Below are 21,290 nucleotides of genomic sequence, written 5' to 3'. Positions count from 1 at the left end.
CCTGGACATCCGCGCGCTCGTCGTCGTGCTCGTCGGTGACGTCACCGAGGATCTCCTCGATCAGATCCTCGGTGGTGACGATCCCCGCAGTACCCCCGTACTCGTCGATCACCACACAGACCTCCATGCCGTCGGCGCGGATCTGCTCCATCAGGGCGTCGCCGTCGAGGGTGGTCGGTACGGTCGGCACCGACCGCGCGATCGACGAGAGACTTGTCGACAGTTGTTCTTCGGGGGCCACGGTGAACGCCTGCTTGATGTGGACGACGCCGATCATGTCGTCGAGGTCGCCGTCGTTGACGATGGGGAAGCGGGAATGTCCCGTCCGAGACGTCGCCATCACCAGGTCGCGGATCGTGTCGTCGCGGTCGAGGTACTCGACCGTCACCCGGGGTGTCATCAGATCCTCCGCGGTGAGCTCACCGAACTTGAGGGACCGGTCGACGAGCATCGCCGTCTCCGGATCGATGGACCCCTGCTTCGCAGAGTTGCGGACGAGCGAGCCGAATTCCGACGGGGACCGAGCGGAGCGGAGTTCCTCGGCGGGCTCGATACCCAATCGGCGGACGATCCAGTTCGCGGCACCGTTGAGTCCCTTGATGACCCAACGGAACGCCAGCGAGAAATAGGCGAGCGGGCCCGCGGTCGCGCGCGCCACAGCCATCGGGCGGGCGATCGCGATGTTCTTCGGCACCAGCTCACCGAGCACCATCGAGAGTGAGGTGGCGATGAGCAGCGCCAGGATCAACGAGATGACCGAAGCCACCGACTCGCTGACACCCATGGCCCGAAACGCGGGTTCGAGGATCAGCGCGAGCACCGGCTCTGCGATGTAGCCCGTGATCAGCGTCGTGATCGTGATCCCGAGTTGGGCGCCGGAGAGCTGGAATGACAGCGTTCGGTGCGCACGCTGCACGATGCGCGAACGTCGGTCGCCACGCTGGGCGACCTCGGACTCGACGGCGGACCGCTCGAGCGCGGTGAGTGAGAATTCGGCGGCAACGAAGATCGCGGTACCGAGCGTGAGCGCGATGAACCCGATCAGGCTGCCGACGATGATCAATGCCTGCACGACGAATCACCTTCGGGCAGTGGTGGAGCGGGCACGTCCGGTGCCTGTGGCACAGGCCATCCCTCCATGACGCACCGAGTGGCGGGGAGTGCGGCACGGAGTCGGTGCACTCCGTGGGCAATGGGAACCATTCTAGGTGCGGCGACCGCGACCGCTCACCAACCCGTCGGTAGCGGTTTGCCCTCGGCGAACCCGGCGGGCGACTGGACACCGAGAACCACCCGCTCACGTAGTTCGCCGAGCGACCTCGCGCCCGTGTAGGTAGCCGTGCTGCGCACGCCCGAACAGATGTGGTCGATCAGGTCCTCGACGCTGGGACGCTCGGGGTCGAGCTTGATCCGTGAGCTGGAGATGCCCTCTTCGAACAGGGCCTTGCGGGCCTGGTCGAATCCGCTGTCGCCGGATGTGCGTGCGGCCACGGCGCGCTTGGACGCCATGCCGAAGCTCTCCTTGTAGAGCGCGCCCGTGGAATCGCTCTTCAGGTCGCCGGGCGACTCGAACGTCCCGGCAAACCACGATCCGATCATCACATTCGACGCACCCGCGGCGATGGCGAGTGCGACGTCACGCGGGTGCCGTACCCCGCCGTCCGCCCACACGTGCTTGCCGAGTTCCGCCGCGGTCGTCGAGCATTCGGCGACCGCGGAGAACTGCGGTCGCCCGACGCCGGTCATCATCCTGGTGGTGCACATCGCGCCCGGACCCACGCCGACCTTCACGATGTCGGCGCCTGCGTTGACCAGGTCGCGCGTGCCTGCGGCCGAGACGACGTTTCCTGCTGCCAGGGGGACGCCGAGATCGGCGGTTGCGACGGCTTCGAGTGCCGAGAGCATCTTCTCCTGGTGGCCGTGCGCTGTGTCGATGACCAGCAGATCCGATCCCGCTGCGACAAGTGCCTTCGCTTTGCCGACGACGTCCCCGTTGATGCCGACCGCCGTCGCGATCCGCAGTCGGTTCTCGTCGTCGACGGCCGGTCGGTAGATACCGCTGCGCAGTGCGCCCGTCCTGGTCACCACGCCGGTGAGACGACCGTCTCCGTCGAGCATGATGGCCGCGTGTTGGTGCGCGGCGTCGAGGATCTCGAATACTTCCCGGACCTCGGTGCCCGCGTCGACCGACACGAAACCGCGATCGAGTACGTCGCCGAGTCGGGTGAACCGGTCGACGTCGGTGCACGCCGCCTCGTCCACGGTGCCGACGGGTCGGCCGCCGTCGTCGACGACGACCACGATGCCGTGCGCCCGCTTGGTGATCAGCGCGAGCGCGTCGCTGACCGAATCGTCCGGGCGGAGCGTGACCGGGGTGTCGGCGACGAGGTCGCGAGACTTCACGAACGAGATGCTCGACTCGACCGCCGGAATGGGCAGATCCTGCGGCAAGACGACCAGACCGCCGCGTCGAGCAACGGTTTCTGCCATTCGTTTGCCGGCGACCGCGGTCATGTTGGCGACGACGACGGGGATGGTGGTACCGGAACCGTCGGACGACGCGAGGTCGACGTCGAAGCGGGAGGTCACCTCACTACGTGAGGGGACGACGAACACGTCGTCGTATGTGAGGTCGTAGGCGGGGGAGTGTCCCGAGAGAAAGCGCACGTACACACACTGTACCGGTCGGTACGTCACGCGCCCTGCGTGGTGTTCGCGTCGGCGGCGTCGGGTGATCGGACTCTTCACGTTCGATAAAGGGTAGGCTAACCTGTCTGGGAAATCGCTGTGAGCGGATCGGCATCCGGGGAGACGAGGTGGGAGAGGTGGCGGCTGCCCCGGCTACGGTGCGTGTCTCGGTGGTCGTACCCGTGTACCGGAGCGCGCAATACATCGAGGCGTCCCTGCGTGCGATCCTCGGTCAGTCGCGGCCCGTCGACGAGATCGTCGTGGTCGACGATCACGGCGGCGACGGATCGATGGCGATCGCGACGGGCATCCTCGAGACCGCCCGTATCGACTACCGCGTCCTCGCACTCGATCGCAACCACGGTGCGGGTTTCGCACGCAACGCAGGTCTGCGAGCGTCGACCGGCGACGTCGTGTGGTTCTTCGACAGCGACGACCTCGCTGCACCGGCGTTCGTCGAACACATGGCGGCTGCGATGATGCGCGAGAACGCCGACTTCGCCTCCTGTCGGACGATGTTCGTCGACCTCGATGGGCGCGAGCTCGTCGTCGCCGAGCGACGGCACCCACGGCGGGCGTCGGTCACCGGTGTCGAGTTCGCCCGCATGCTGATGCGGGGCAGGGTGAAGGCCTATCCGCCCGCGCGACTGTTCCGGCGCAGCGTTCTCGGCGACGCCCCCTGGGACGAGCGCCGCGCATACGAGGACATGGCGGCAACCCTGCGCATCGCGTTGCGCGCTCGCCGGGTGGCACTCGTCGACGACCCGATGCTCCGATACCGGCAACATCCCGACTCCACGTCGCAGGTGACGTGTACCCACACCGCCGATGTCTTCGCGATGGGCGACGAGGTGGCATGTTTGTCGCCCGATCTCGTCGACACGGACGCACTGTGGGGATCGAGCCGCAACAGAGCGCTCGCCCGTGCATTCCGGTATCGGGAGGTCCTCATCCCCGCGGCACACATGGCGATGCGCGCAGCGCAGGCCGGCACCGGTGATCCCGATGTCGTGCGTTCGCTGCTCGCCGAGTCGCGTCGGCGATCGAGACTGATCGACGTGGTCCCGTTGGTGGCCGGTGGCCAGCTACGCTCGGCGGCATTCGCGGTCGGCATGGCCGCGTCGCCCTCGGCGTATGCGCGGGTGTTACGCGGTCGTTGACCGTCACAGATCCCGGGTGACCGCCCAGAAACGCTCACGCGCAACGATTTTGTCGAGATCGAATTGAGTGTTCTGAGTCGCATAACAGTCGACCGCCGTCCGCTTGGATTCCATCGAACCCGCGGGGGGACGAACGTCGTCGAGGCGGCATCCACGCCAGCGCAAAGCGTCGCGGGCCGCCATCTCGTCGCTGCGGCTGTAGTTGCAGTAGGGCAGGTCGGCATACATCCAGAGGGCAATCGGTATCCGCGCCCCGAGTACGGAGTTGCGCACGAGCTTGTGGTCGGCGTGCTTGACGCCGAGAGGACCGAGCACGAGGTCCGGGCGATGACGCTCGATCTGTTCCTCGACCGCCCGGGTGAGCGCTGCCGGATCCGCCCCGCCGTATTGCTGGTCGAGGAAGTCGAGATGAACCGCGTGCGCGCCGAGAACCGAAACAGCCTTCTCGTCCTCGGCGCGCCGAACGTCGAGGGCCTCGGTCGATGAGGCGAATCCTGTGGACCGATCCCACTCGGTGTGCTGTGGCGGGTCGGGACGACCGGCCAACATCGTCACCACGACGGCATCGTCGAAGGCCGACACCGCGGCCCCTGCCGAATAGACCGCATCGTCGAGGTGCGGCGAGATCACCAGAACCCGGGGCACGTTGTCGGAGTTCAGTCGGTCTGCACCTCGGTCCGGTCCTGACCCCACAGTGTGTGGAAGGTGCCGGGCTTGTCGATCCGCTTGTAGGTGTGAGCGCCGAAGTAATCGCGCAGGCCCTGCGTCAGGGCGGCGGGCAACCGCTCGCTGCGAAGCCCGTCGTAGTAGGAGATCGAGGACGCGAACGCCGGGACGGGCACACCCATCAAGGTCGCCGCGGCGACCACCCGGCGCCAGCTGTCGAGCGACGACTCCACCGCGTCGGTGAAGTACGGCGCGAGCAACAGGCTCGGCAGATCGGCATTGTCGGCATAGGCGTCGCGGATGCGGTTGAGGAACTTGGCGCGGATGATGCAACCGCCACGCCAGATCGTCGCGAGCGCCCCGCGATCGACGTTCCAGTCGTACTCCTTGCTGCCGGCACTGATCTCATCGAATCCCTGCGCGTAGGCCACCATCTTCGATGCGTAGAGCGCCCTGCGGATGTCCTCGATGAACTGCTCTTTGTCCTTCGGGGCTTCTGCGAGAGTGCCGGAGGCGAGCGACTTCGCAGCAGACCGCTGATCGGCGGCACTCGACAGTGCGCGGGCGAACACCGCCTCGGCGATACCGGTGACCGGAATGCCGAGGTCGAGCGCGGCCTTCACCGTCCATCGGCCGGTGCCCTTCTGACCTGCCTGGTCGACGATCACGTCGACCAGCGGTTTTCCGGTTTCTGCGTCGACCTGCGCGAGGACCTGGGCGGTGATCTCGACGAGGTAGCTCTCGAGTTCGCCCTTGTTCCATTCGGCGAAGACGTCGGCGATCTCCGCAGGTGCCATGCCGAGTCCTCGGCGCATCAGGTCGTAGGCCTCGCCGATCAGCTGCATGTCGGCGTACTCGATGCCGTTGTGCACCATCTTCACGAAGTGGCCGCTGCCGTCGGGCCCGATGTGGGTACAGCAGGGCTCGCCGTCGACATGCGCGGAGATCTTCTCGAGCATCGGGCCGACCGATTCGTAGGACACCGCCGGGCCACCGGGCATGATCGAGGGGCCGTTGAGTGCGCCCTCTTCGCCTCCGGAGATGCCGGCACCGATGAAGTTGAGCCCTCGTTTGGCCATCGCAGCCTCGCGACGGATCGTGTCGGTGTAGAGCGAGTTGCCGCCGTCGATGATGATGTCGCCTTCCTCCATGACGTCGGCGAGCTCGGAGATGACCGCATCGGTCGGATCGCCGGCCTTGACCATGATCAGCACGCGACGCGGCTTCTCGAGGGCATCGACGAATTCCTGCATCGTCTCGGTGCGGATGAAGTCGCCCTCGCCACCGTGCTCGTCGATGAGGGCATCGGTCTTGGCGATCGACCTATTGTGCAGAGCCACCGTGTAACCGTGGTGAGCGAAATTGCGGGCGATGTTGGAACCCATGACTGCCAGGCCGGTGACTCCGATCTGGGCCTTCGACGACGCGGACGATGTGGCGGAGTTGGTCATGTCACCAGACTATTGCCTCGAGCGCTCGCTGTGTTCTGTGGTGTCCGATGTGTCGCACCCGCGTGTCGCCCTTCCGCGGTCTCATGCCCCAGTGCGCCGGTCGACGACTGATGCTGGTCAGTGCGCGGAGACGAGACGACCGAGCTCGGTCAGCCAGGGGATGGCGACGGCGAGGGTCGGCACGACCAGGATGGCGACAGCGCCCGAATAGGCCACCGCGACCAGCCAGATCGGGGCGCGGTCGTGGCGTAGCCGGTGAACGCGGGTCAGCGTCGTCGGTCCACCGACAGCCATCGCTCCGTGCGGTGCGACCGCGTCGGCGCATGCCACGAGTGCCCGTCCGAGGGTCGTCGGCGCTGTCGCACGAACGGCCTGGTCGTCGGCGAGCGCCTCGACGAGCAATTCGACCGACCCGAGAGCCGAAGAGCTGCGCACGAACCGGGGGAACGCCTCGTGCAGCGCGATGAAGGCTTCGAGGACGAGGTCGTGGCGGGCACGCAGGTGCGCGCGCTCGTGGGCGATGACGGCGACGAGTTCTTCGCGGGAGAGCCGGGCGACGACTCCCACACTCAGCACGACGCGTTGCCGGATGCCCGGCAGACAGTAGGCGAGGGGCTGTTCGACGTCGATCATGCGGATGTCGCGGCCGAACAGCGGGTTCGACTGATCCGAACGGTCGCACCGATCGAGGATGTCGATGAGCTGACGATGTGTTGCCCGCCGCGCTCGGGTGCGCACCCCGACGCGTATCACCGTGAAGATCAGTCGTGCGCCGATGATGAGAGTGAGGGCGAAGACCGCGACGTAGGCGATCCACAGGGGAACCCCGACGCGTTCCATCTCACGAAGCGGATGTGTCGTGGGCGTGCCGTCGGGTCCGGGGGAGAGGAGGTTGGCTGCGATCGCCAGGCCACAGCTGAATGCGGAGAGCACCGCCGCCAGCGCTATGGCCTGCCACAGCGTCATGGCAGCGCGCGGTGCCCGGATCGGCCACTGGGCTCGCGCCAGTGCTTCCGGTGCGGGCCCGACGAAGACCAGCGTCATGATCCCGAAGAGGAGTGCGGTCATCGAGTGCTGTCCTAGCGGTGGGCTGTGTAGGAGAGTGAATCAACCGTGCAAGAGCGAATCTAGCTGGTCTCCTGTGTTCCACGGGCGGCTTCGAGTTCATCGAGAGCGCGGCGAAGTGCGGCGGCTTCGTCTGCACCGACGCGACCGACAAAGCTGACCAGCGCCGCGTGACGTGATCCGGGCGCATGAGCCTCGCTCAGAGCGTCCACCATGAGTGAGGCGACGAGATCCTCGCGGGGATGCGTCGGGACGTACTTGTGTGCGCGGTCCTCACGAATCTGGGTGACGAGGTTCTTCTTCGCCAGGCGTTGGAGCACGGTCATCACCGTCGTGTAGGCGAGGGACCGATCGCGGGACAGGTCCGCGTGGACCTGGCGGACGGTCTGCGGCATGGGGCTTTCCCAGAGGGAGTCCATCACCGCGCGCTCCAAGTCACCCAATCCGTTCATCTTTCGCATTTTACTGCCGTTTCCTCTGATCGCTCGACGTCGGGGCCAAGTTGCCCTCGAGGGGCTTGACAACGTTGGTAAGGCTAGCCTACATTCGTGACAACGTCGGACCGCGTGAGAGTCCTGAGGGCTGCAGAGACCCCCGGTCCACGTCGCGGTAAGCCCCACATCCCCAACGGGATGTGGGGCTTACTGGTTCCCGGGCCCCTCCGCTTCCCGGGGCCACTCCGCCGGGATGCGGCGGACCCGACCGAAGCGACGAGGGTCTGCGATGCCGGGCCGTGATCGTCGTGACAGTCTTGTTCGCATGACAGTTGACACGGAGAATCTCGAACAGTTCCTCGGGCAGGGACTCGACGCCATGCTGGGTCTGGAGTTCGTGGAGATGGGTGAGGACCGCGTGGTCGCGACCCTGGAGCTCGGGCCACGTCATCACCAGCCGTTCGGCATCGTGCACGGCGGCGTCTACTGCGCGATCGCGGAGAGCGTCGCGAGTACCAGCGCGTTCGTGTGGCTGGCCGCGCAGGGGCCGGGTCAGACGGCCGTCGGGGTCAACAACAACACCGACTTCCTCCGCTCGGTGACCAGCGGCACGATCACGGCCCGCTCGACTCCTGTCCACCGGGGACGTCGACAGCAGTTGTGGCAGGTCGAGATGACCGACCAGAACGGCAGGTTGTTGGCCACGTCGCAGGTACGGCTCCAGAACATCGACATGCCCGCGGGCGCCGGGTCCCAGGGTGCGCAGGGAACAGACGGGGCGTGAACGCCGGGCACACCGTGGACGAGGACGTGCGTAGGTCGGTCGAGGAATTGCTCGAACCCGTCGATGCCGAACTCGCCGCACGCTATCCGGGTGACCGCACCGATCCGCAGCCCGTCCACACGGTGTACGTCAACGCCGCCGACGTCGATGAACAGACGCCGCGCACGTGGGGTGACGAGGCTCTCCGAATCGCCGAGACCGCGTCCGATGTGCTGGACGAGATCGCCGACGAGGAGGTGCGTGCGATCGCGCTCGCCCGATTGGGGTCGAATCCGATCGAGGACCTGCGCATCGACCTCGAAGACGGTTACGGATGGCGTTCGGACGCCACCGAGGACGCGGATGCTCGGCGCGCGGGTTCTGTACTCGCGGCGTGGACGCGGCAACGGCCCTACGCCCCGCGGTCGGCAGGAGTGCGGGCCAAGGGGCTCGGTGCCGTCGAACGCAGTCGCGGTCTGCGGACGCTCGAACTCGTCCTCGACGCCGCCGGCGGGATCCCCGACGGTTTCGTCTTCACCGTGCCGAAACTGCGTGACGTTCGGCAGGTCGACGCCGTGAATCTGTTGTGCGCTGAGTTCGAGCGCGTGCACGGCGTTGCCGCCGGATCGCTGCGGTACGAACTGCAGATAGAGATCCCGCAGGCGATCCTCGGTCCGGACGGACGCGCAACGGTGGCGCAGGCCGTTCATCGCGGTGCACCGCGGCTCAGTGGGTTGCATTACGGCACCTACGACTACAGCGCCGCATGCGGCGTCGTGTCGGCGCAGCAGTCATTGGCACATCCGGTCGCCGACCACGCCAAGAACGTGATGCAGGCGGCGGCCGCGCAGACGGGTGTGTGGCTCAGTGACGGCTCGACCCAGGTCATGCCGACCGGTGACGACGCCCAGGTGGCAGCTGCGTTGCGACGGCATCACTCGCTCGTCCTCCGTTCACTCGAGCGCGGCTACTACCAGGGCTGGGACATGCACCCGGGCCATCTGGTCACCCGGTGGTCGGCGGTCACCGGCTTCTTCCGATCGGCCATGCCGACAGCCGTGGCGCGTTTGCAGAGCTACTTCGAGCGCCGTGGCGGCGACGTGGTCGACGAGCCGGCAACGGCCATGTCCTTGGCCCTCGTAGTCGGGCGTGGTCTGGCCGCCGGTGCCTTCACCGAGGCCGAGGTCACCGAGCTCGCGCCGCAGTGTAGTGCTCCCCGTCTCGCGCAGTTGCGTGCCACTGGTGGCGCACTCGTCGACGGGTGACGCCGCTTCGACGCGCCGTCGCCGAGTGCGCGTGGCAGGATGACCACACCAACAGTGGGGTGTACGCCCCACATCGTCGTGAAGAGGGGTTCAGGTGCGCCTGTCGCCACATGAACAAGAACGGTTGCTCATCTCCTACGCCGCAGAACTGGCCAGGCGAAGGCAGGGCAGGGGTCTGAAACTGAATCATCCCGAAGCCGTGGCGGTCATCACCGATCACGTCCTCGAGGGGGCGCGTGACGGGCGCAGCGTCGCCGAACTGATGGCCTCGGGCCGCGAGGTACTCGCCCGTGAGGACGTCATGGACGGTGTGCCGGAGATGCTGCACGACGTCCAGGTCGAGGCGACTTTCCCCGACGGGACGAAACTGGTCACCGTGCATCATCCGATCGGTTGATCGCGATGCCGCAGAACGCTTTTCTCCCAACCCGATTCAGGATCGTCATCGCGTGTCCCGTGCCCGGTGGGTCGGTGACGCACACGCGGCTTCGAGAACAAGAGGTGCCATGTCAGACAACAGCCCATCGGTGATACCCGGCGAGGTGATCGCCGCGGAGGGGTCCATCGAACTCAACGAAGGCGCCGACGCGGTGACGCTGACCGTGGTCAACTCCGGTGATCGGCCCGTGCAGGTGGGAAGTCACGTGCACTTCCCGCAGGCGAATACGGCCCTCGACTTCGACAGAGCTGCGGCGAGAGGTCGTCGCCTCGACATCGCCGCGGGCACTGCGGTGCGTTTCGAACCGGGTATCGAGATGACCGTGACGCTCGTTCCACTCGGCGGAACCCGTGAGGTGTACGGGATTTCGTTGGACGCACCGGGAAAGGTCGACTGACATGGCGATTCTGGGACGCGACCGATACGCGCAACTCTTCGGCCCGACGACCGGCGACCGTATTCGTCTCGCCGACACCGACCTGCTCATCGAGGTGACCGAAGACCGTTCGGGCGGACCGGGTCTCGCGGGGGACGAGGCCGTCTTCGGAGGCGGAAAGGTGATCCGCGAATCCATGGGGCAGAGCCGTGCGACCCGCGCCGACGGTGCGCCCGACACGGTCATCACCGGTGTGGTGATTCTCGACCACTGGGGAATCATCAAGGCCGACGTCGGGATTCGTGACGGGCGGATCGTCGCGTTGGGCAAGGCGGGCAACCCCGACACCATGGACGGCGTCCATCCCGATCTGGTCATCGGTGCGTCGACCGAGATCATCGCGGGCAACGGCAAGATCCTCACCGCAGGCGCGATCGACTGCCACGTCCACTTCATCTGCCCGCAGATCATGGACGAAGCACTCGGCAACGGCATCACCACACTCATCGGTGGCGGCACCGGTCCGGCAGAGGGCAGCAAGGCCACCACCGTGTCACCGGGCGCGTGGCATCTCGCCTCGATGCTCGCCGCCACGGACGGCTGGCCCATGAACATCGCGCTGCTGGGCAAGGGCAACACCGTCAGTGCGGAAGCCATGCACGAGCAGATCCGTGCCGGCGCATCAGGATTCAAGCTGCACGAGGACTGGGGGAGCACCCCTGCGGCGATCGACGCGTGCCTGCGGGTCGCCGACGAGACCGGAGTCCAGGTCGCCCTGCACTCGGACACGCTCAACGAAGCGGGCTTCGTCGAGTCGACACTCGGTGCGATCGCCGGTCGCAGCATCCACGCCTATCACACCGAAGGTGCGGGAGGCGGCCACGCGCCGGACATCATCACCGTGGCATCGGTGCCCAACGTCCTTCCGAGCTCGACCAATCCGACTCGCCCGCACACAGTAAACACGCTCGACGAGCACCTCGACATGTTGATGGTGTGCCACCACCTGAATCCGACCGTCCCCGAGGATCTCGCCTTCGCCGAGAGTCGCATCCGACCCTCGACGATCGCCGCAGAGGACCTGCTGCACGATCTCGGTGCCATCTCCATGATCGGTTCTGATTCCCAGGCGATGGGTCGTATCGGCGAGGTTGTGCTCCGCACCTGGCAGACCGCGCACGTGATGAAGCGCAAACGAGGTTCGCTGCCCGGTGACGGCGCCGCCGACAACAATCGTGCACAACGCTACGTGGCGAAGTACACGATCTGCCCGGCCGTCGCGCATGGATTCGACTCCGAGATCGGCTCCGTGGAAACGGGCAAACTAGCCGACCTCGTCCTGTGGGATCCCGCATTCTTCGGTGTCCGTCCAGATCTCGTGATCAAGGGCGGCGCGATCGCATGGGCGCAGATGGGCGACGCCAACGCATCCATCCCGACTCCGCAACCGGTGTTGCCGCGACCGATGTTCGGGGCGTCGGCCCCGCTGGCCGCCTCGACGTCGATCAGCTTCGTCGCGCCGGGATGCGATCCCGACCTCGCCGAGCGCATCGGTGTCCGACGCTCGCTCGTCTCGGTCACCGACACCCGAGGGGTCGGGAAGGCCGACATGCCCAACAACGACGCCCGGCCGGAGATCACCGTCGACGCGGACACGTTCACCGTCACCGTCGACGGTGAGGTGTGGGATGCGCCCCCGGTCACCGAACTTCCCATGGCTCAGCGCTATTTCCTCTTCTGAACACCACCGACATGCCTCATCACTCCGACGACCCACAGCGCTATGCGAATGCGCCACTGGCGATGATGCTGTCGTTGGCCGACTCGCGGCTGCCGGTCGGTGGGCACGTCCATTCCGGTGGCGTCGAACAGGCGATCGCCGACGGCTTCGTCCGTGGGGTCAGCGATCTGGCCTCTTTTCTGCACCGCCGCGTCACGACGAGCGGGCTCGTCGCGGCGTCCATCGCGGCCGCCGTCGCCGACGGCACACTCGACGTCGGGCGGGCGTTGCTCGAAACCGACGCCCGCACGCCGTCGGCCGCGGCCCGCAAGGCGTCGTTGGCGCAGGGTCGCGGTATGCTCCGTCTGGCCAAACGCATGTGGCCGGAACGCGATTGGTCGTCCCACGCTCCTGCAACCCACCTGCCGGTGATCAGCGGGGCGGTGGGCGCGGCGAGCGGACTCTCCGGATTCCACACCGCTTTGGTACTCGTGTACACGACGATGAGCGGCTCGGCGACCGCCGGACAACGGCTGCTGGCCCTCGATCCCGCCGACGTCGCACTCATGATCGCCGACCTCGGACCGGAGTGCGAGCGCGTGGCGGCGTCGGCAGCAGTCGGATTGGCCGACCTGTCGGACCCGGTGCTCGATGTGTTCGCTGAACGTCATGAACGCCAACCGATGCCCCTGTTCATGTCCTGAGCAGTTCGTACCCTGATCGGACGCAGCAGACCACGACCGAACGCTTCAACCGAAAGGATCACCATGCCACCGCATCTCATCGACGGGCAGCCCCACAGTCACGACCACGATCGTCCGCGCCGCCATCGCGAGCCGGGTGAGGCGCTCCGCATCGGTGTCGGCGGGCCGGTCGGCTCGGGCAAGACCGCTCTCGTCGCGGCCCTCTGCCGCCAACTCCGCGAGGAACTCTCTGTCGCCGTGCTCACCAACGACATCTACACGACCGAGGACGCCGACTTCCTCAGGCGAAACGCGGTGCTGCCCGACGAGCGCATCACCGCCGTGCAGACCGGCGGATGCCCGCACACCGCGATCCGCGACGACATCACGGCCAACCTCGACGCTATCGACGATCTTGTCGCGGCCAATCCGCCGCTCGACCTCATCCTCGTCGAATCAGGTGGCGACAACCTCACCGCGACATTCTCGACGGGCCTGATCGATGTCCAGATCTTCGTCATCGACGTCGCAGGCGGCGACAAGGTACCGCGCAAGGGTGGTCCGGGTGTCACCTATTCGGATCTGCTGGTGATCAACAAGACCGATCTCGCCGAGCGCGTCAATGCCGACCTCGACGTGATGCGACGGGATGCGGAGAGGGTCCGCGACGGTCGGCCGACGGCGATGATCTCGCTGACCGACGATCCGGCGGCGACCGATGTACTCACCTGGGTCCGCACCCAACTCGCCGCGCCTGTGGCCACGGGGTAGTGCGTACTCGAGTCGAGATCGTCGCCGAGCGGGGACGCCGGTTCCGACATCAGGCTGCCGGCGGGCTGGCGGTCCGCCAAACCGGTTCGCAGGCAGCGCATCTCATCGGGACTGCGGCCACCCCGCTCGGCGGAGACGACATCGAGATCCGCGTCGTCGTCGAAGCCGGCGCGCAACTCGACCTCGGCAGCGTCGCGGCCACTATCGCGCTGCCGTCGACACGCAGAGCAGACTCGACGATGTCGTGGCGCATCGAACTGGGGGAGAACGCGCGACTCCACCTGCATCCGGAGCCGACGGTGGTCGCCGCGGGTGCCGACCACATCTCCGACGTGTCAGTCGAGATGGCAGCCACCGCGACGCTCACGCTCGCCGAAGACGTGCAGATCGGTCGAAGCGACGCCATGACGGAGAAAGACGCCGACGGTCGCTGGGAGGGGGCGCTACACGTCGATCTCGGCGGCATGCCACTGCTACGGCATCGGCTGGGTCTCGGTCGGGGATCGACGGCGCTCTCGGCAGGACTGCGGGCGTCGAGCAGCGTATTCCGCTTTCCCGACGACCGCCCCGGCCACGTCGACGACACCGCATTCGCCGCCCGGTTGGCGTTGGCGGGCGGCGGTTCGCTCGTCACCGTGCTGGGCGAGACCGTTGCCGCGACTCGCCGGACGGCCGATCAGATGGAACTGACCGCGCTGGCGCCGTGAGCGGTGACAGGCACCAGCGCTGCTGTCAGCTCGCCTTGGTGTCGGTCTCCTTCTGGACGGCAGGTACCGACTCGTCGCTCTTCTTGTCCTCGGCGCCCACCGATTCCGCTTCGACCTCGTACTCCGGCTTCTTCTCCAGCTCGGACAGATGACCGATGGCGGTGCGCGCGTACACCTGCTGCTCGGTGACGGCGAGCTGAGTGCGGCCGCGCGTGCTGAAAGCGAAGAACCAGTTGATCAGAGTGTTGAGGCGATTGCGGAACCCGACGAGATAGACCAGGTGAAGCGCCAGCCAACCGACCCAGGCGAAGTAGCCCTCGGTCTCGAATCGCTTCTTGGTTCCGGGGATCGGGACCGACATGACAGCACTGAACCGCGACACCGTCGCCATCGAACCCTTGTCGTGGTAGGAGAAGGGTTTGCGCTGATCCGGGGTCTGGCCCTTCAACTCGTTCTTGATGCAGTCCGCGGCATAGCGGCCTCCCTGGATGGCGCCCTGCGCCATGCCCGGAACACCTTCGACAGACATCATGTCGCCGACGACGAAGACGTCGGGGTAACCCGGGATGGAGAGATCCTTGAGGACCTTGACGCGTCCCGCACGGTCGAGCTCGACGCCGGACTGTTCTGCCAGTTGCTTGCCGAGGGGACTGGCCTGAACGCCGGCCGACCACACCTTGCACTGCGACTCGATGCGGCGGGTCGTGCCGTCCTTCTCCTTGACGACGAGCCCGTCGTAGTCGACGTCGACCACCATCGCGTTCAGCTGGATCTCAACGCCGAGCTTCTCGAGTCGTTGCGCAGCCTTCTTGCCCAGTTTGGGTCCCATCGGAGGGAGCACGGCGGGCGCGGCGTCGAGCAGGATCACCCGAGCCTGAGTCGGATCGATGTTGCGGAAGGTGCCCTTGAGCGTCTTGTCGCTCATCTCGGCGATCTGCCCGGCGAGTTCGACACCGGTCGGTCCGGCGCCGACCACGACGAACGTGAGTAACTTGTCTCGCTCGGCCGGATCGTCGGAGAGTTCTGCCTGCTCGAACGCGCCGAGAATTCGGCCACGCAGTTCGAGTGCGTCGTCGATCGTCTTCATGCCGGGAGCGAACTCGGCGAAGTGGTCGTTGCCGAAGTACGACTGGTCTGCGCCCGCGGCGATGATCAGCTTGTCGAACGGAGTCTCGGTGACCCGCTCGAGGAGGCGTGACTTGACGAGTTTGTTCTTGAGGTCGATCTCGAACACGTCACCCATGAGGACGGCGGTGTTGTTCTGCTTGCGAAGCACGACGCGCGTGGCGGGGGCGATCTCGCCCTCGGCGACGATGCCGGTCGCGACCTGGTAGAGCATCGGCTGGAACAGGTGGTGAGTGGTCTTGGCGACCAATGTGACGTCGACGTCGGCTTTGCCGAGTCGCTGCGCGGCGAACAAGCCGCCGAATCCCGAGCCGATGATGACAACACGAGGACGGGCGGGGGCTGTCGGAGCGGGGCTGCTCATGATCGAGAACATCTCCTTCGCGCATTGCAGGGGCGACGCGCAGGCGCGCGCACATCTCAACGGTAGTCAATGGTCAGTCGTAGGTCTCGGTGAGCCTGCGCTTGACACCCAGCGCATCACCCTGTGGTCCCGCGGGCGGTCGCCCGGGAGTCATGCGGGGAGGTTCACGGCCTGATATCGACGCGCGTCCTCCTGCATCACCAACGCCTCCCAGTGATGCCTGAGCAGTTCGTACTCGAGTTCGCCGGAATGTTCGCGTGCGCCGGGCCCGATCTCGTCGACGCTGCAGGCGCGGACGCTCGACACCCGCATCGCGAGTTTCTCCATGACGCGTCGCGACGAGGAGTTGCGCAGGGTGGTGCTCGCGAAGACACGTTCGGTGTGTAGTTCGTCGAACGCGACGCCGACGACGGCGCGCGCTGCCTCCGTCGCGAGACCGCGACCCCAGGTGTCGCGACGCAACCGGTAGCTCAGTTCCATCTCCGACCGGTGGCTGTGCCGCGGGGCACGCAGCAGCACCCACCCGAGGAAGGCCTGGTACCGCTGGTCGATGGCGATCCACATTCCGCCCCGCCCGGTGCGTAGTTCGGCGCGTGCGCGAGGAACCACCCAGTCCGAGATCTCCGCGCGCGGCGTCGGCCGTCCACCCGAGACGAACCTCATCACCTCCGGATCGGAGTCGAGCAACACCAGTGCGTCGACGTCGCTGGTCTCCACCGGCCGTAGTCGTAGACGGCGAGTCTCAACGTTCACACATCCCCCAAGAAACTGAGCGTGCCAGGCGGTCATGACCCCCTGGATGTCTCTCCCCGGAAGCAGAGTCTACGTAGTCGACGCCGTCATCGGGCCAGATGCGCACGGTGTGTCTCCGACTGACGCGCTCGGTATCGCCGGACAGTGCGTCCGAATGGTGTCCGAACGGCCCGATAGGCTGCGAAGCGTGCCAGATTCGACTGTTCCGCTCGACGGGCTCCGCTCCGACTCGCCCGACCACTCGCCGCAGACCGGCGCGACTACCGTGTCCCTGCACCTGCGCTGGGGCGACATGGACCTCAACCAGCACGTCAACAACGTGCAGTTCGCGCGCCTCTTCGAAGAGGCGCGTGTTCGCACGTTCGCCGCGTGGTTCGAGGGCGCCGCGGCGGTGCTACCCATTGTGGTCGCGCAACAGGTCATCGAATTCCGTGCAGTACTCGCATACTCGTTCGATCCGGTGACCGTTGAGACCGGCGTCTCACGGATCGGACGGTCGTCGTACACGCTCAGCTGCACTCTGACCGACCCCACCGGTCTGCTGTGTGCCGTCGCGGAGACCACTCTGGTGGCGATCGACCCGGCGACCAACAGTCCGCGCGCGATCTCCGACGATGCGCGGGCAGTCCTCGAGTCGCACCGCGTCGACCCGACGCCGACGCGTCGGACGAGCTGACACCTGGCTGCAGGAACGACTCGTGCTCACAGTCCATCGCGCAGAACGTAGCGACACCCTGGCAGACGCGCTCGCCGACGTACTGCGGGTTCCGCTCGCCGACCCGATGGCGACCGAGGTCATCGCGGTACCGGCGCGGGGTGTCGAACGATGGCTGACTCAGCACCTCGCGACCACGTTGGGCGCTCAATCCGGTCGTGCCGACGGCATCGCCGCGAACATCGACTTCTTGTCGCCGTCTGCTGTGAGCGGGGCTGTCGTCGACGCCGTACGCGGTAGGCCGCGTGCGAACGGTGGCGCATACGGACGACCTGACCCGTGGGAACCGGGGCGGATGGTCTGGCAAGTGCTCGCGGTACTCGACGAGACGGTCGACGACCCGGCACTCGAAGTCCTCGCCCGACATATCGGCGCCGCAGAGAACGTGACCGCCGACAACGACCTCCGTGCCGGTCGACGCTTCGCCACGGCACGCCACCTCGCCGATCTCTTCGACCGTTACGGCCGTCAGCGGCCCGCCATGCTCGTGGAGTGGGCGCGCGGCCACGGCACCGACGGCACGGGTGTCCCTCTCGCCGACGACATGGCGTGGCAGCCGCGCTTCTGGAGATCGGTGAACGACCGTATCGACGACGACCATCCCGCACTACTCCTCGAGGACGTGTGCACTCGCGTGCGCTCCAATCCCGATGCTGTCGACCTGCCACAACGACTCAGCGTTTTCGGTGCGACCCGCATACCCGAAGCGTTTCGGCAGATCGTGGCGGCGCTCGCGACCCATCGTGACGTGCACATCTTCCTACCCCATCCCTCGCCGGCTCTGTGGGCGTCGGTGGAGCGCTCGGGTGTCGCCGCGGTGACACCGCTGGACTCACGGAATGCCGGGCGGGTACCCCGCCGGGCCGATCGCCCGATCCCGGCGATCACCCACCCGCTGCTCGCGGGACTGTCCCGCGACGTGCAGGAACTACAGCAACGGATCGGTACGGTCGTCGACGAGGACATCCATCACGAGGCTCACGTCAAGCGGGATGACACATCGCCGAGCCTGCTGCGTCGTCTTCAACTCGATCTGCGCGACGACACCGTGCACGCGGCGAGCGCTGCGTCGGACCGGTCGCTGGAAATCCACGCCTGTCACGGCGCTGAACGTCAGGTCGAGGTCATGCGGGACAGGCTGCTGCACCTGTTCGCCGACGACACAACCCTCGAACCGCGCGATGTGGTGATCATGTGTCCCGACGTCGAATCGTTCGCACCGTTGATTCGTGGCGCATTCGGCCAACCGGGCCTCGGCCATCCCGCGTTCGACCTCAGGGTCCGACTCGCCGACCGTGGACCACGCCAGATGAATCCGGTCCTCGACGTGGTCGCCTCGACGGTCGAACTCGCGGCAGGTAGAGCAGCGGCGGGTGACGTCATCGACCTGCTCGGTCGTCCGGCGGTCCGATCACGATTCGCGATGAGTGACGACGACCTCGACATGGTTCGAGAATGGTTGTCGCACAGCAATATCCGCTGGGGTCTCGATCAGGGGGAGCGGGCACGATTCGGATTGTCCGGCTTTCGTCAGGGCACGTTCGCCAGTGGCGTCGACCGGATAGCTCTCGGAGCCGTGGCAGAGGAAGCCGACGGCGAGTGGCTGGGCACCGCTCTTCCGCTGGCGGGCGTCGAGAGCACCGAGATCGACCTGGTCGGCAGATTCACCGAGTTCGTGGATCGGCTCGAGACGCTGGTCGATCGGATGTCGCAGCGCGCGTCACGTGCCGCATGGCAGCGCACTCTCATCGATGTCGTCGACCAGCTCACTCTCGCCGGTCCGGGGGAGGAGTGGCAACGGGCACAGGCGGTCCGACTGATCACCGACGCTCTCGACGCGGATACCTCCGACACCGGGGATCTGTTGCTGGCCGACATCCGCGACCTCATGGCCGGGGTCGTCGCGGGAAGGCCCACGCGCGCCAACTTCCGTACCGGTGAACTCACCGTGTGCACCATGGTGCCCATGCGCTCGGTGCCACACCGGGTGGTCGTCCTTCTCGGGGTGGATGCCGACACATTCCCGCGGGCACAGCGCACCGACGGCGACGACGTCCTCGGGCGCGACCCGCTGGTCGGAGAGCGCAACCCCCGCGACGAGGACCGTCAGCTGTTCCTCGATGCCATCGGGGCCGCGCGCGATGCCCTGCTCGTGTTCTACAACGGGGCCGACCCGGTGAGCGGAAGCCGCATCCCGCCCGCGGTGGTCGTCAGTGAACTCGCCGAGAGTGTCGCCACCCTGCGTGGAGTCGACGACCCTTCCGAGGTCGTCATCAACCACACGCTTCACGGCTTCGATCGGCTGAACTTCATCCCGGGGGTCATCGGGTCGATCACGACACCGTTCAGCTTCGATGCCGAACTGTTGGCCGGCGCCAAAGCACTCGACGCAGAGCAGATGCCGTCGCCGCGGCTTTCCGACGCGGCTATCCCGGCAGCCGAACCCGCCGACATCGAGCTGCGCGACCTCGTCGCATTTGTGAACAATCCGATCGAGGGGTTCGTGCGCCAACGACTCGGGGCACGCATGCCCGACGACGACCGTCCGCACGCAGACGAGCTCGACATCGAACTCGATGCGCTGGACAAGTGGGGCGTCGGAGACCGGTTCCTCACACGCATGCTCGCAGGCGACGACCTCGTCTCCTGTCAGGCGGCCGAACTGCGCCGAGGCAATCTGCCACCCTACGAATTCGGGCGGCGCGAACTGACCGACATCTCCGACACCGTCTCCAGGGTCTACGACGCGGTCGCGGCAGTGCGCACACAGCCGCCTGTCACGCGCGATGTCGTCGTCACCCTGGGTGACGGTCGTCGAGTGCACGGAAGTATTTCCGACATCGTCGAAGAGTCGCCGCTGGGCACCACCATCGTCACCGCGACCTACTCACGGGTGCGCGCAAAACAGCGCATGACGGCGTGGCTCGGTTTACTGCTCCTCGCCGCGGCGGGCGATTCCGGTGAGGCCGAACCGCCGACCGCGCTGGTCGTCGGCCGCGGCGGTGCCGGGTCGGTTGCCCAGTCGATGCTCACCGCCCCCGACGATGCGCGTGCGGTGCTCCACGATCTCGTCCGCCTACGCGATCTCGGGATGCGCGCGCCGCTCCCGCTGCCGCTCGAGCCCGCGCAGGAGTATGCGGTAAAGCTGCGCGCGGGAGTGCGCCCGGAGGCAGCGCTGGAGAGCGCGCGCACGAGTTTCGACGGCATGTTCGGCGCGAGCACCGATACCTACCTGCGCTTCGTGTTCGGATCCGACGTCACGACGTCGATCGCCTTCGACGAGATACTGGCCACGCCATTGCCCGCCGACCGCCGCGTGGGAGAACTCGCCCTGCCCGGTGAACCAGGTGAGCCCTTGTTCACGGGCCTCGCTCGCATGCTCTGGGAGCCACTCCTCGACCACGAGACCGCGTCATGACCGGGGGTGTCACCCGCATGGCCCCGACGTCCTTCGATGTCGCGGCGCCGTTGCCCGACAACACGACAGTCCTCGAGGCGAGTGCGGGTACCGGCAAGACCTACGCGATCGTCGGCGTTGCTGCCCGTCGGATCGCCGACGGCCTGCCGATCGACAAACTGCTGCTGGTCACGTTCAGTCGATCGGCGAGTGCCGAACTGCGTGACCGGATGCGATCGCGCCTTGCCGACCTGGTCGTCGCACTCGACCCCGCGCGGGTACACACCGACCCGGCCGGTGACGACGACCCGGTCTTACGTGCCGTGCTGGCCGGAGGTCCTGCCGAGATCGCCACTCGCCGTGGACGTCTCATGCAGGCGCTCGCGGATTTCGACGCCTCCACGATTGCGACGACTCACACGTTCTGCAACCGAATGCTCGAGGCCCTCGGGTTCCTCGGTGAGCGCGAGCTGATCTACGACGTCGTCGAAGACACCGATGAGATCGTCGAACAGACTGCGCTCGACCTGTATCTGTCCCATTTCGCCGGTGATGCGGATCCGCCGCCGTTCTCCATCGGCGACGCGATGACGATCGCGCGCGACGCCGTGCGCAGCGCCGGCATTCCGCTCGCGCCGCAACCAGCCGACACGTCGGACGGCCCGCCCACACCTCCGTCGACTGCGACGCTGCGAGTGCAGTTCTGCGAGCAGGTGCGCAGGCGGGTCGAACGCCGAAAGCGCCTCGC

Annotated in this window: 20 protein-coding genes; 12 read left to right on the top strand and 8 right to left on the bottom strand. The window is 66.7% G+C overall.

The features are described from left to right. Both GOOTI_RS15615 and guaB1 read right to left on the bottom strand, forming a co-directional pair. A partial coding sequence (locus GOOTI_RS15615; protein ID WP_007239579.1) for a hemolysin family protein occupies positions 1 to 1,072 on the bottom strand: 1,072 nt, incomplete at its 3' end. Positions 1,073 to 1,227: 155 nt separating this feature from the next. Further along, positions 1,228 to 2,667, bottom strand: a complete 1,440-nt coding sequence (gene guaB1 / locus GOOTI_RS15610) for a GMP reductase (protein WP_039994209.1) — start codon at positions 2,665 to 2,667, stop codon at positions 1,228 to 1,230. A gap of 158 nt (positions 2,668 to 2,825) precedes the next feature. On the opposite strand from guaB1, the gene GOOTI_RS15605 reads away from it, so the two are divergent. Then, positions 2,826 to 3,848: a glycosyltransferase family 2 protein gene (locus tag GOOTI_RS15605; RefSeq protein WP_007239577.1), complete on the top strand. Its 1,023-nt coding sequence runs from the start codon at positions 2,826 to 2,828 to the stop codon at positions 3,846 to 3,848. 3 nt (positions 3,849 to 3,851) lie between these two features. Here the strand turns inward: GOOTI_RS15605 and GOOTI_RS15600 are convergent, their stop codons facing one another. The 4 genes from GOOTI_RS15600 to GOOTI_RS15585 form a co-directional block, all read right to left on the bottom strand. Continuing rightward, on the bottom strand, positions 3,852 to 4,493 hold the full coding sequence (locus GOOTI_RS15600) for a PIG-L deacetylase family protein (protein WP_039994208.1): 642 nt from the start codon (positions 4,491 to 4,493) through the stop codon (positions 3,852 to 3,854). Between the two features lie 11 nt (positions 4,494 to 4,504). Continuing rightward, positions 4,505 to 5,965, bottom strand: a complete 1,461-nt coding sequence (gene gnd, locus GOOTI_RS15595) for an NADP-dependent phosphogluconate dehydrogenase (RefSeq protein ID WP_007239575.1) — start codon at positions 5,963 to 5,965, stop codon at positions 4,505 to 4,507. 117 nt (positions 5,966 to 6,082) lie between these two features. After that, positions 6,083 to 7,033 carry a M56 family metallopeptidase gene (locus GOOTI_RS15590; RefSeq protein ID WP_007239574.1) on the bottom strand — a complete coding sequence of 317 codons (951 nt, stop codon included), beginning with the start codon at positions 7,031 to 7,033 and terminating at the stop codon, positions 6,083 to 6,085. A 59-nt stretch (positions 7,034 to 7,092) separates the two neighbouring features. Continuing rightward, positions 7,093 to 7,491, bottom strand: a complete 399-nt coding sequence (locus tag GOOTI_RS15585) for a BlaI/MecI/CopY family transcriptional regulator (protein ID WP_007239573.1) — start codon at positions 7,489 to 7,491, stop codon at positions 7,093 to 7,095. Positions 7,492 to 7,789: 298 nt separating this feature from the next. Between GOOTI_RS15585 and GOOTI_RS15580 the strand changes: the two genes are divergently transcribed. From GOOTI_RS15580 to GOOTI_RS15545, 8 genes are all read left to right on the top strand, one after another. Next, on the top strand, positions 7,790 to 8,248 hold the full coding sequence (locus GOOTI_RS15580; protein ID WP_051997988.1) for a PaaI family thioesterase: 459 nt from the start codon (positions 7,790 to 7,792) through the stop codon (positions 8,246 to 8,248). Continuing rightward, positions 8,245 to 9,492 carry a DUF6986 family protein gene (locus GOOTI_RS15575; RefSeq protein WP_007239571.1) on the top strand — a complete coding sequence of 416 codons (1,248 nt, stop codon included), beginning with the start codon at positions 8,245 to 8,247 and terminating at the stop codon, positions 9,490 to 9,492. Before GOOTI_RS15580 ends, GOOTI_RS15575 begins: the two co-directional genes overlap by 4 nt. A 94-nt stretch (positions 9,493 to 9,586) precedes the next feature. Beyond that, on the top strand, positions 9,587 to 9,889 hold the full coding sequence (locus tag GOOTI_RS15570) for an urease subunit gamma (RefSeq protein WP_007239570.1): 303 nt from the start codon (positions 9,587 to 9,589) through the stop codon (positions 9,887 to 9,889). Positions 9,890 to 9,998: 109 nt separating this feature from the next. Then, on the top strand, positions 9,999 to 10,328 hold the full coding sequence (locus tag GOOTI_RS15565; RefSeq protein ID WP_007239569.1) for an urease subunit beta: 330 nt from the start codon (positions 9,999 to 10,001) through the stop codon (positions 10,326 to 10,328). Between the two features lies 1 nt (position 10,329). Continuing rightward, positions 10,330 to 12,048: an urease subunit alpha gene (locus GOOTI_RS15560; protein ID WP_007239568.1), complete on the top strand. Its 1,719-nt coding sequence runs from the start codon at positions 10,330 to 10,332 to the stop codon at positions 12,046 to 12,048. An 11-nt stretch (positions 12,049 to 12,059) separates the two neighbouring features. Continuing rightward, complete coding sequence (locus tag GOOTI_RS15555; RefSeq protein WP_007239567.1) at positions 12,060 to 12,731, top strand: urease accessory protein UreF; 672 nt, start codon at positions 12,060 to 12,062, stop codon at positions 12,729 to 12,731. A gap of 63 nt (positions 12,732 to 12,794) precedes the next feature. Beyond that, positions 12,795 to 13,481, top strand: a complete 687-nt coding sequence (gene ureG / locus GOOTI_RS15550; RefSeq protein ID WP_007239566.1) for an urease accessory protein UreG — start codon at positions 12,795 to 12,797, stop codon at positions 13,479 to 13,481. After that, a complete protein-coding gene (locus GOOTI_RS15545; RefSeq protein WP_007239565.1) occupies positions 13,481 to 14,188 on the top strand; it encodes an urease accessory protein UreD in 708 nt (235 codons plus the stop codon). The genes ureG and GOOTI_RS15545 overlap by 1 nt, the downstream gene beginning before the upstream one ends. Positions 14,189 to 14,213: 25 nt before the next feature. On the opposite strand, the gene GOOTI_RS15540 is transcribed toward GOOTI_RS15545, so the two are convergent. Beyond that, positions 14,214 to 15,677, bottom strand: a complete 1,464-nt coding sequence (locus tag GOOTI_RS15540; protein ID WP_007239564.1) for an NAD(P)/FAD-dependent oxidoreductase — start codon at positions 15,675 to 15,677, stop codon at positions 14,214 to 14,216. 150 nt (positions 15,678 to 15,827) lie between these two features. Next, on the bottom strand, positions 15,828 to 16,430 hold the full coding sequence (locus GOOTI_RS15535) for a GNAT family N-acetyltransferase (RefSeq protein ID WP_007239563.1): 603 nt from the start codon (positions 16,428 to 16,430) through the stop codon (positions 15,828 to 15,830). A 187-nt stretch (positions 16,431 to 16,617) separates the two neighbouring features. Here GOOTI_RS15535 and GOOTI_RS15530 point away from each other — a divergent pair, with 187 nt between their 5' ends. From GOOTI_RS15530 to GOOTI_RS15520, 3 genes are all read left to right on the top strand, one after another. Further along, on the top strand, positions 16,618 to 17,106 hold the full coding sequence (locus tag GOOTI_RS15530; protein ID WP_233425515.1) for an acyl-CoA thioesterase: 489 nt from the start codon (positions 16,618 to 16,620) through the stop codon (positions 17,104 to 17,106). A 22-nt stretch (positions 17,107 to 17,128) separates the two neighbouring features. Continuing rightward, a complete protein-coding gene (recC, locus tag GOOTI_RS15525; protein ID WP_007239561.1) occupies positions 17,129 to 20,563 on the top strand; it encodes an exodeoxyribonuclease V subunit gamma in 3,435 nt (1,144 codons plus the stop codon). A 17-nt stretch (positions 20,564 to 20,580) separates the two neighbouring features. Further along, on the top strand, positions 20,581 to 21,290 hold a 710-nt coding region (locus tag GOOTI_RS15520; RefSeq protein ID WP_233425514.1), incomplete at its 3' end, for a UvrD-helicase domain-containing protein.

Origin of the sequence: Gordonia otitidis NBRC 100426 (genome assembly GCF_000248075.1) — a bacterium.
In the GTDB taxonomy this organism is placed as follows: Bacteria; Actinomycetota; Actinomycetes; order Mycobacteriales; family Mycobacteriaceae; genus Gordonia; species Gordonia otitidis.
Note: the sequence above shows the minus strand (reverse complement) of the source record. Positions and strands in the feature narration are given on the sequence as shown.

Coding starts and splice junctions, on each gene's coding strand:
- ureG (WP_007239566.1), top strand. CDS start 12,795: ATGCCACCGCATCTCATCGACGGGCAGCCCCACAGTCACGACCACGAT.
- GOOTI_RS15560 (WP_007239568.1), top strand. CDS start 10,330: ATGGCGATTCTGGGACGCGACCGATACGCGCAACTCTTCGGCCCGACG.
- gnd (WP_007239575.1), bottom strand. CDS start 5,965: ATGACCAACTCCGCCACATCGTCCGCGTCGTCGAAGGCCCAGATCGGA.
- GOOTI_RS15590 (WP_007239574.1), bottom strand. CDS start 7,033: ATGACCGCACTCCTCTTCGGGATCATGACGCTGGTCTTCGTCGGGCCC.
- GOOTI_RS15585 (WP_007239573.1), bottom strand. CDS start 7,491: ATGCGAAAGATGAACGGATTGGGTGACTTGGAGCGCGCGGTGATGGAC.
- GOOTI_RS15565 (WP_007239569.1), top strand. CDS start 9,999: ATGTCAGACAACAGCCCATCGGTGATACCCGGCGAGGTGATCGCCGCG.
- GOOTI_RS15555 (WP_007239567.1), top strand. CDS start 12,060: ATGCCTCATCACTCCGACGACCCACAGCGCTATGCGAATGCGCCACTG.
- GOOTI_RS15580 (WP_051997988.1), top strand. CDS start 7,790: ATGACAGTTGACACGGAGAATCTCGAACAGTTCCTCGGGCAGGGACTC.
- GOOTI_RS15540 (WP_007239564.1), bottom strand. CDS start 15,677: ATGAGCAGCCCCGCTCCGACAGCCCCCGCCCGTCCTCGTGTTGTCATC.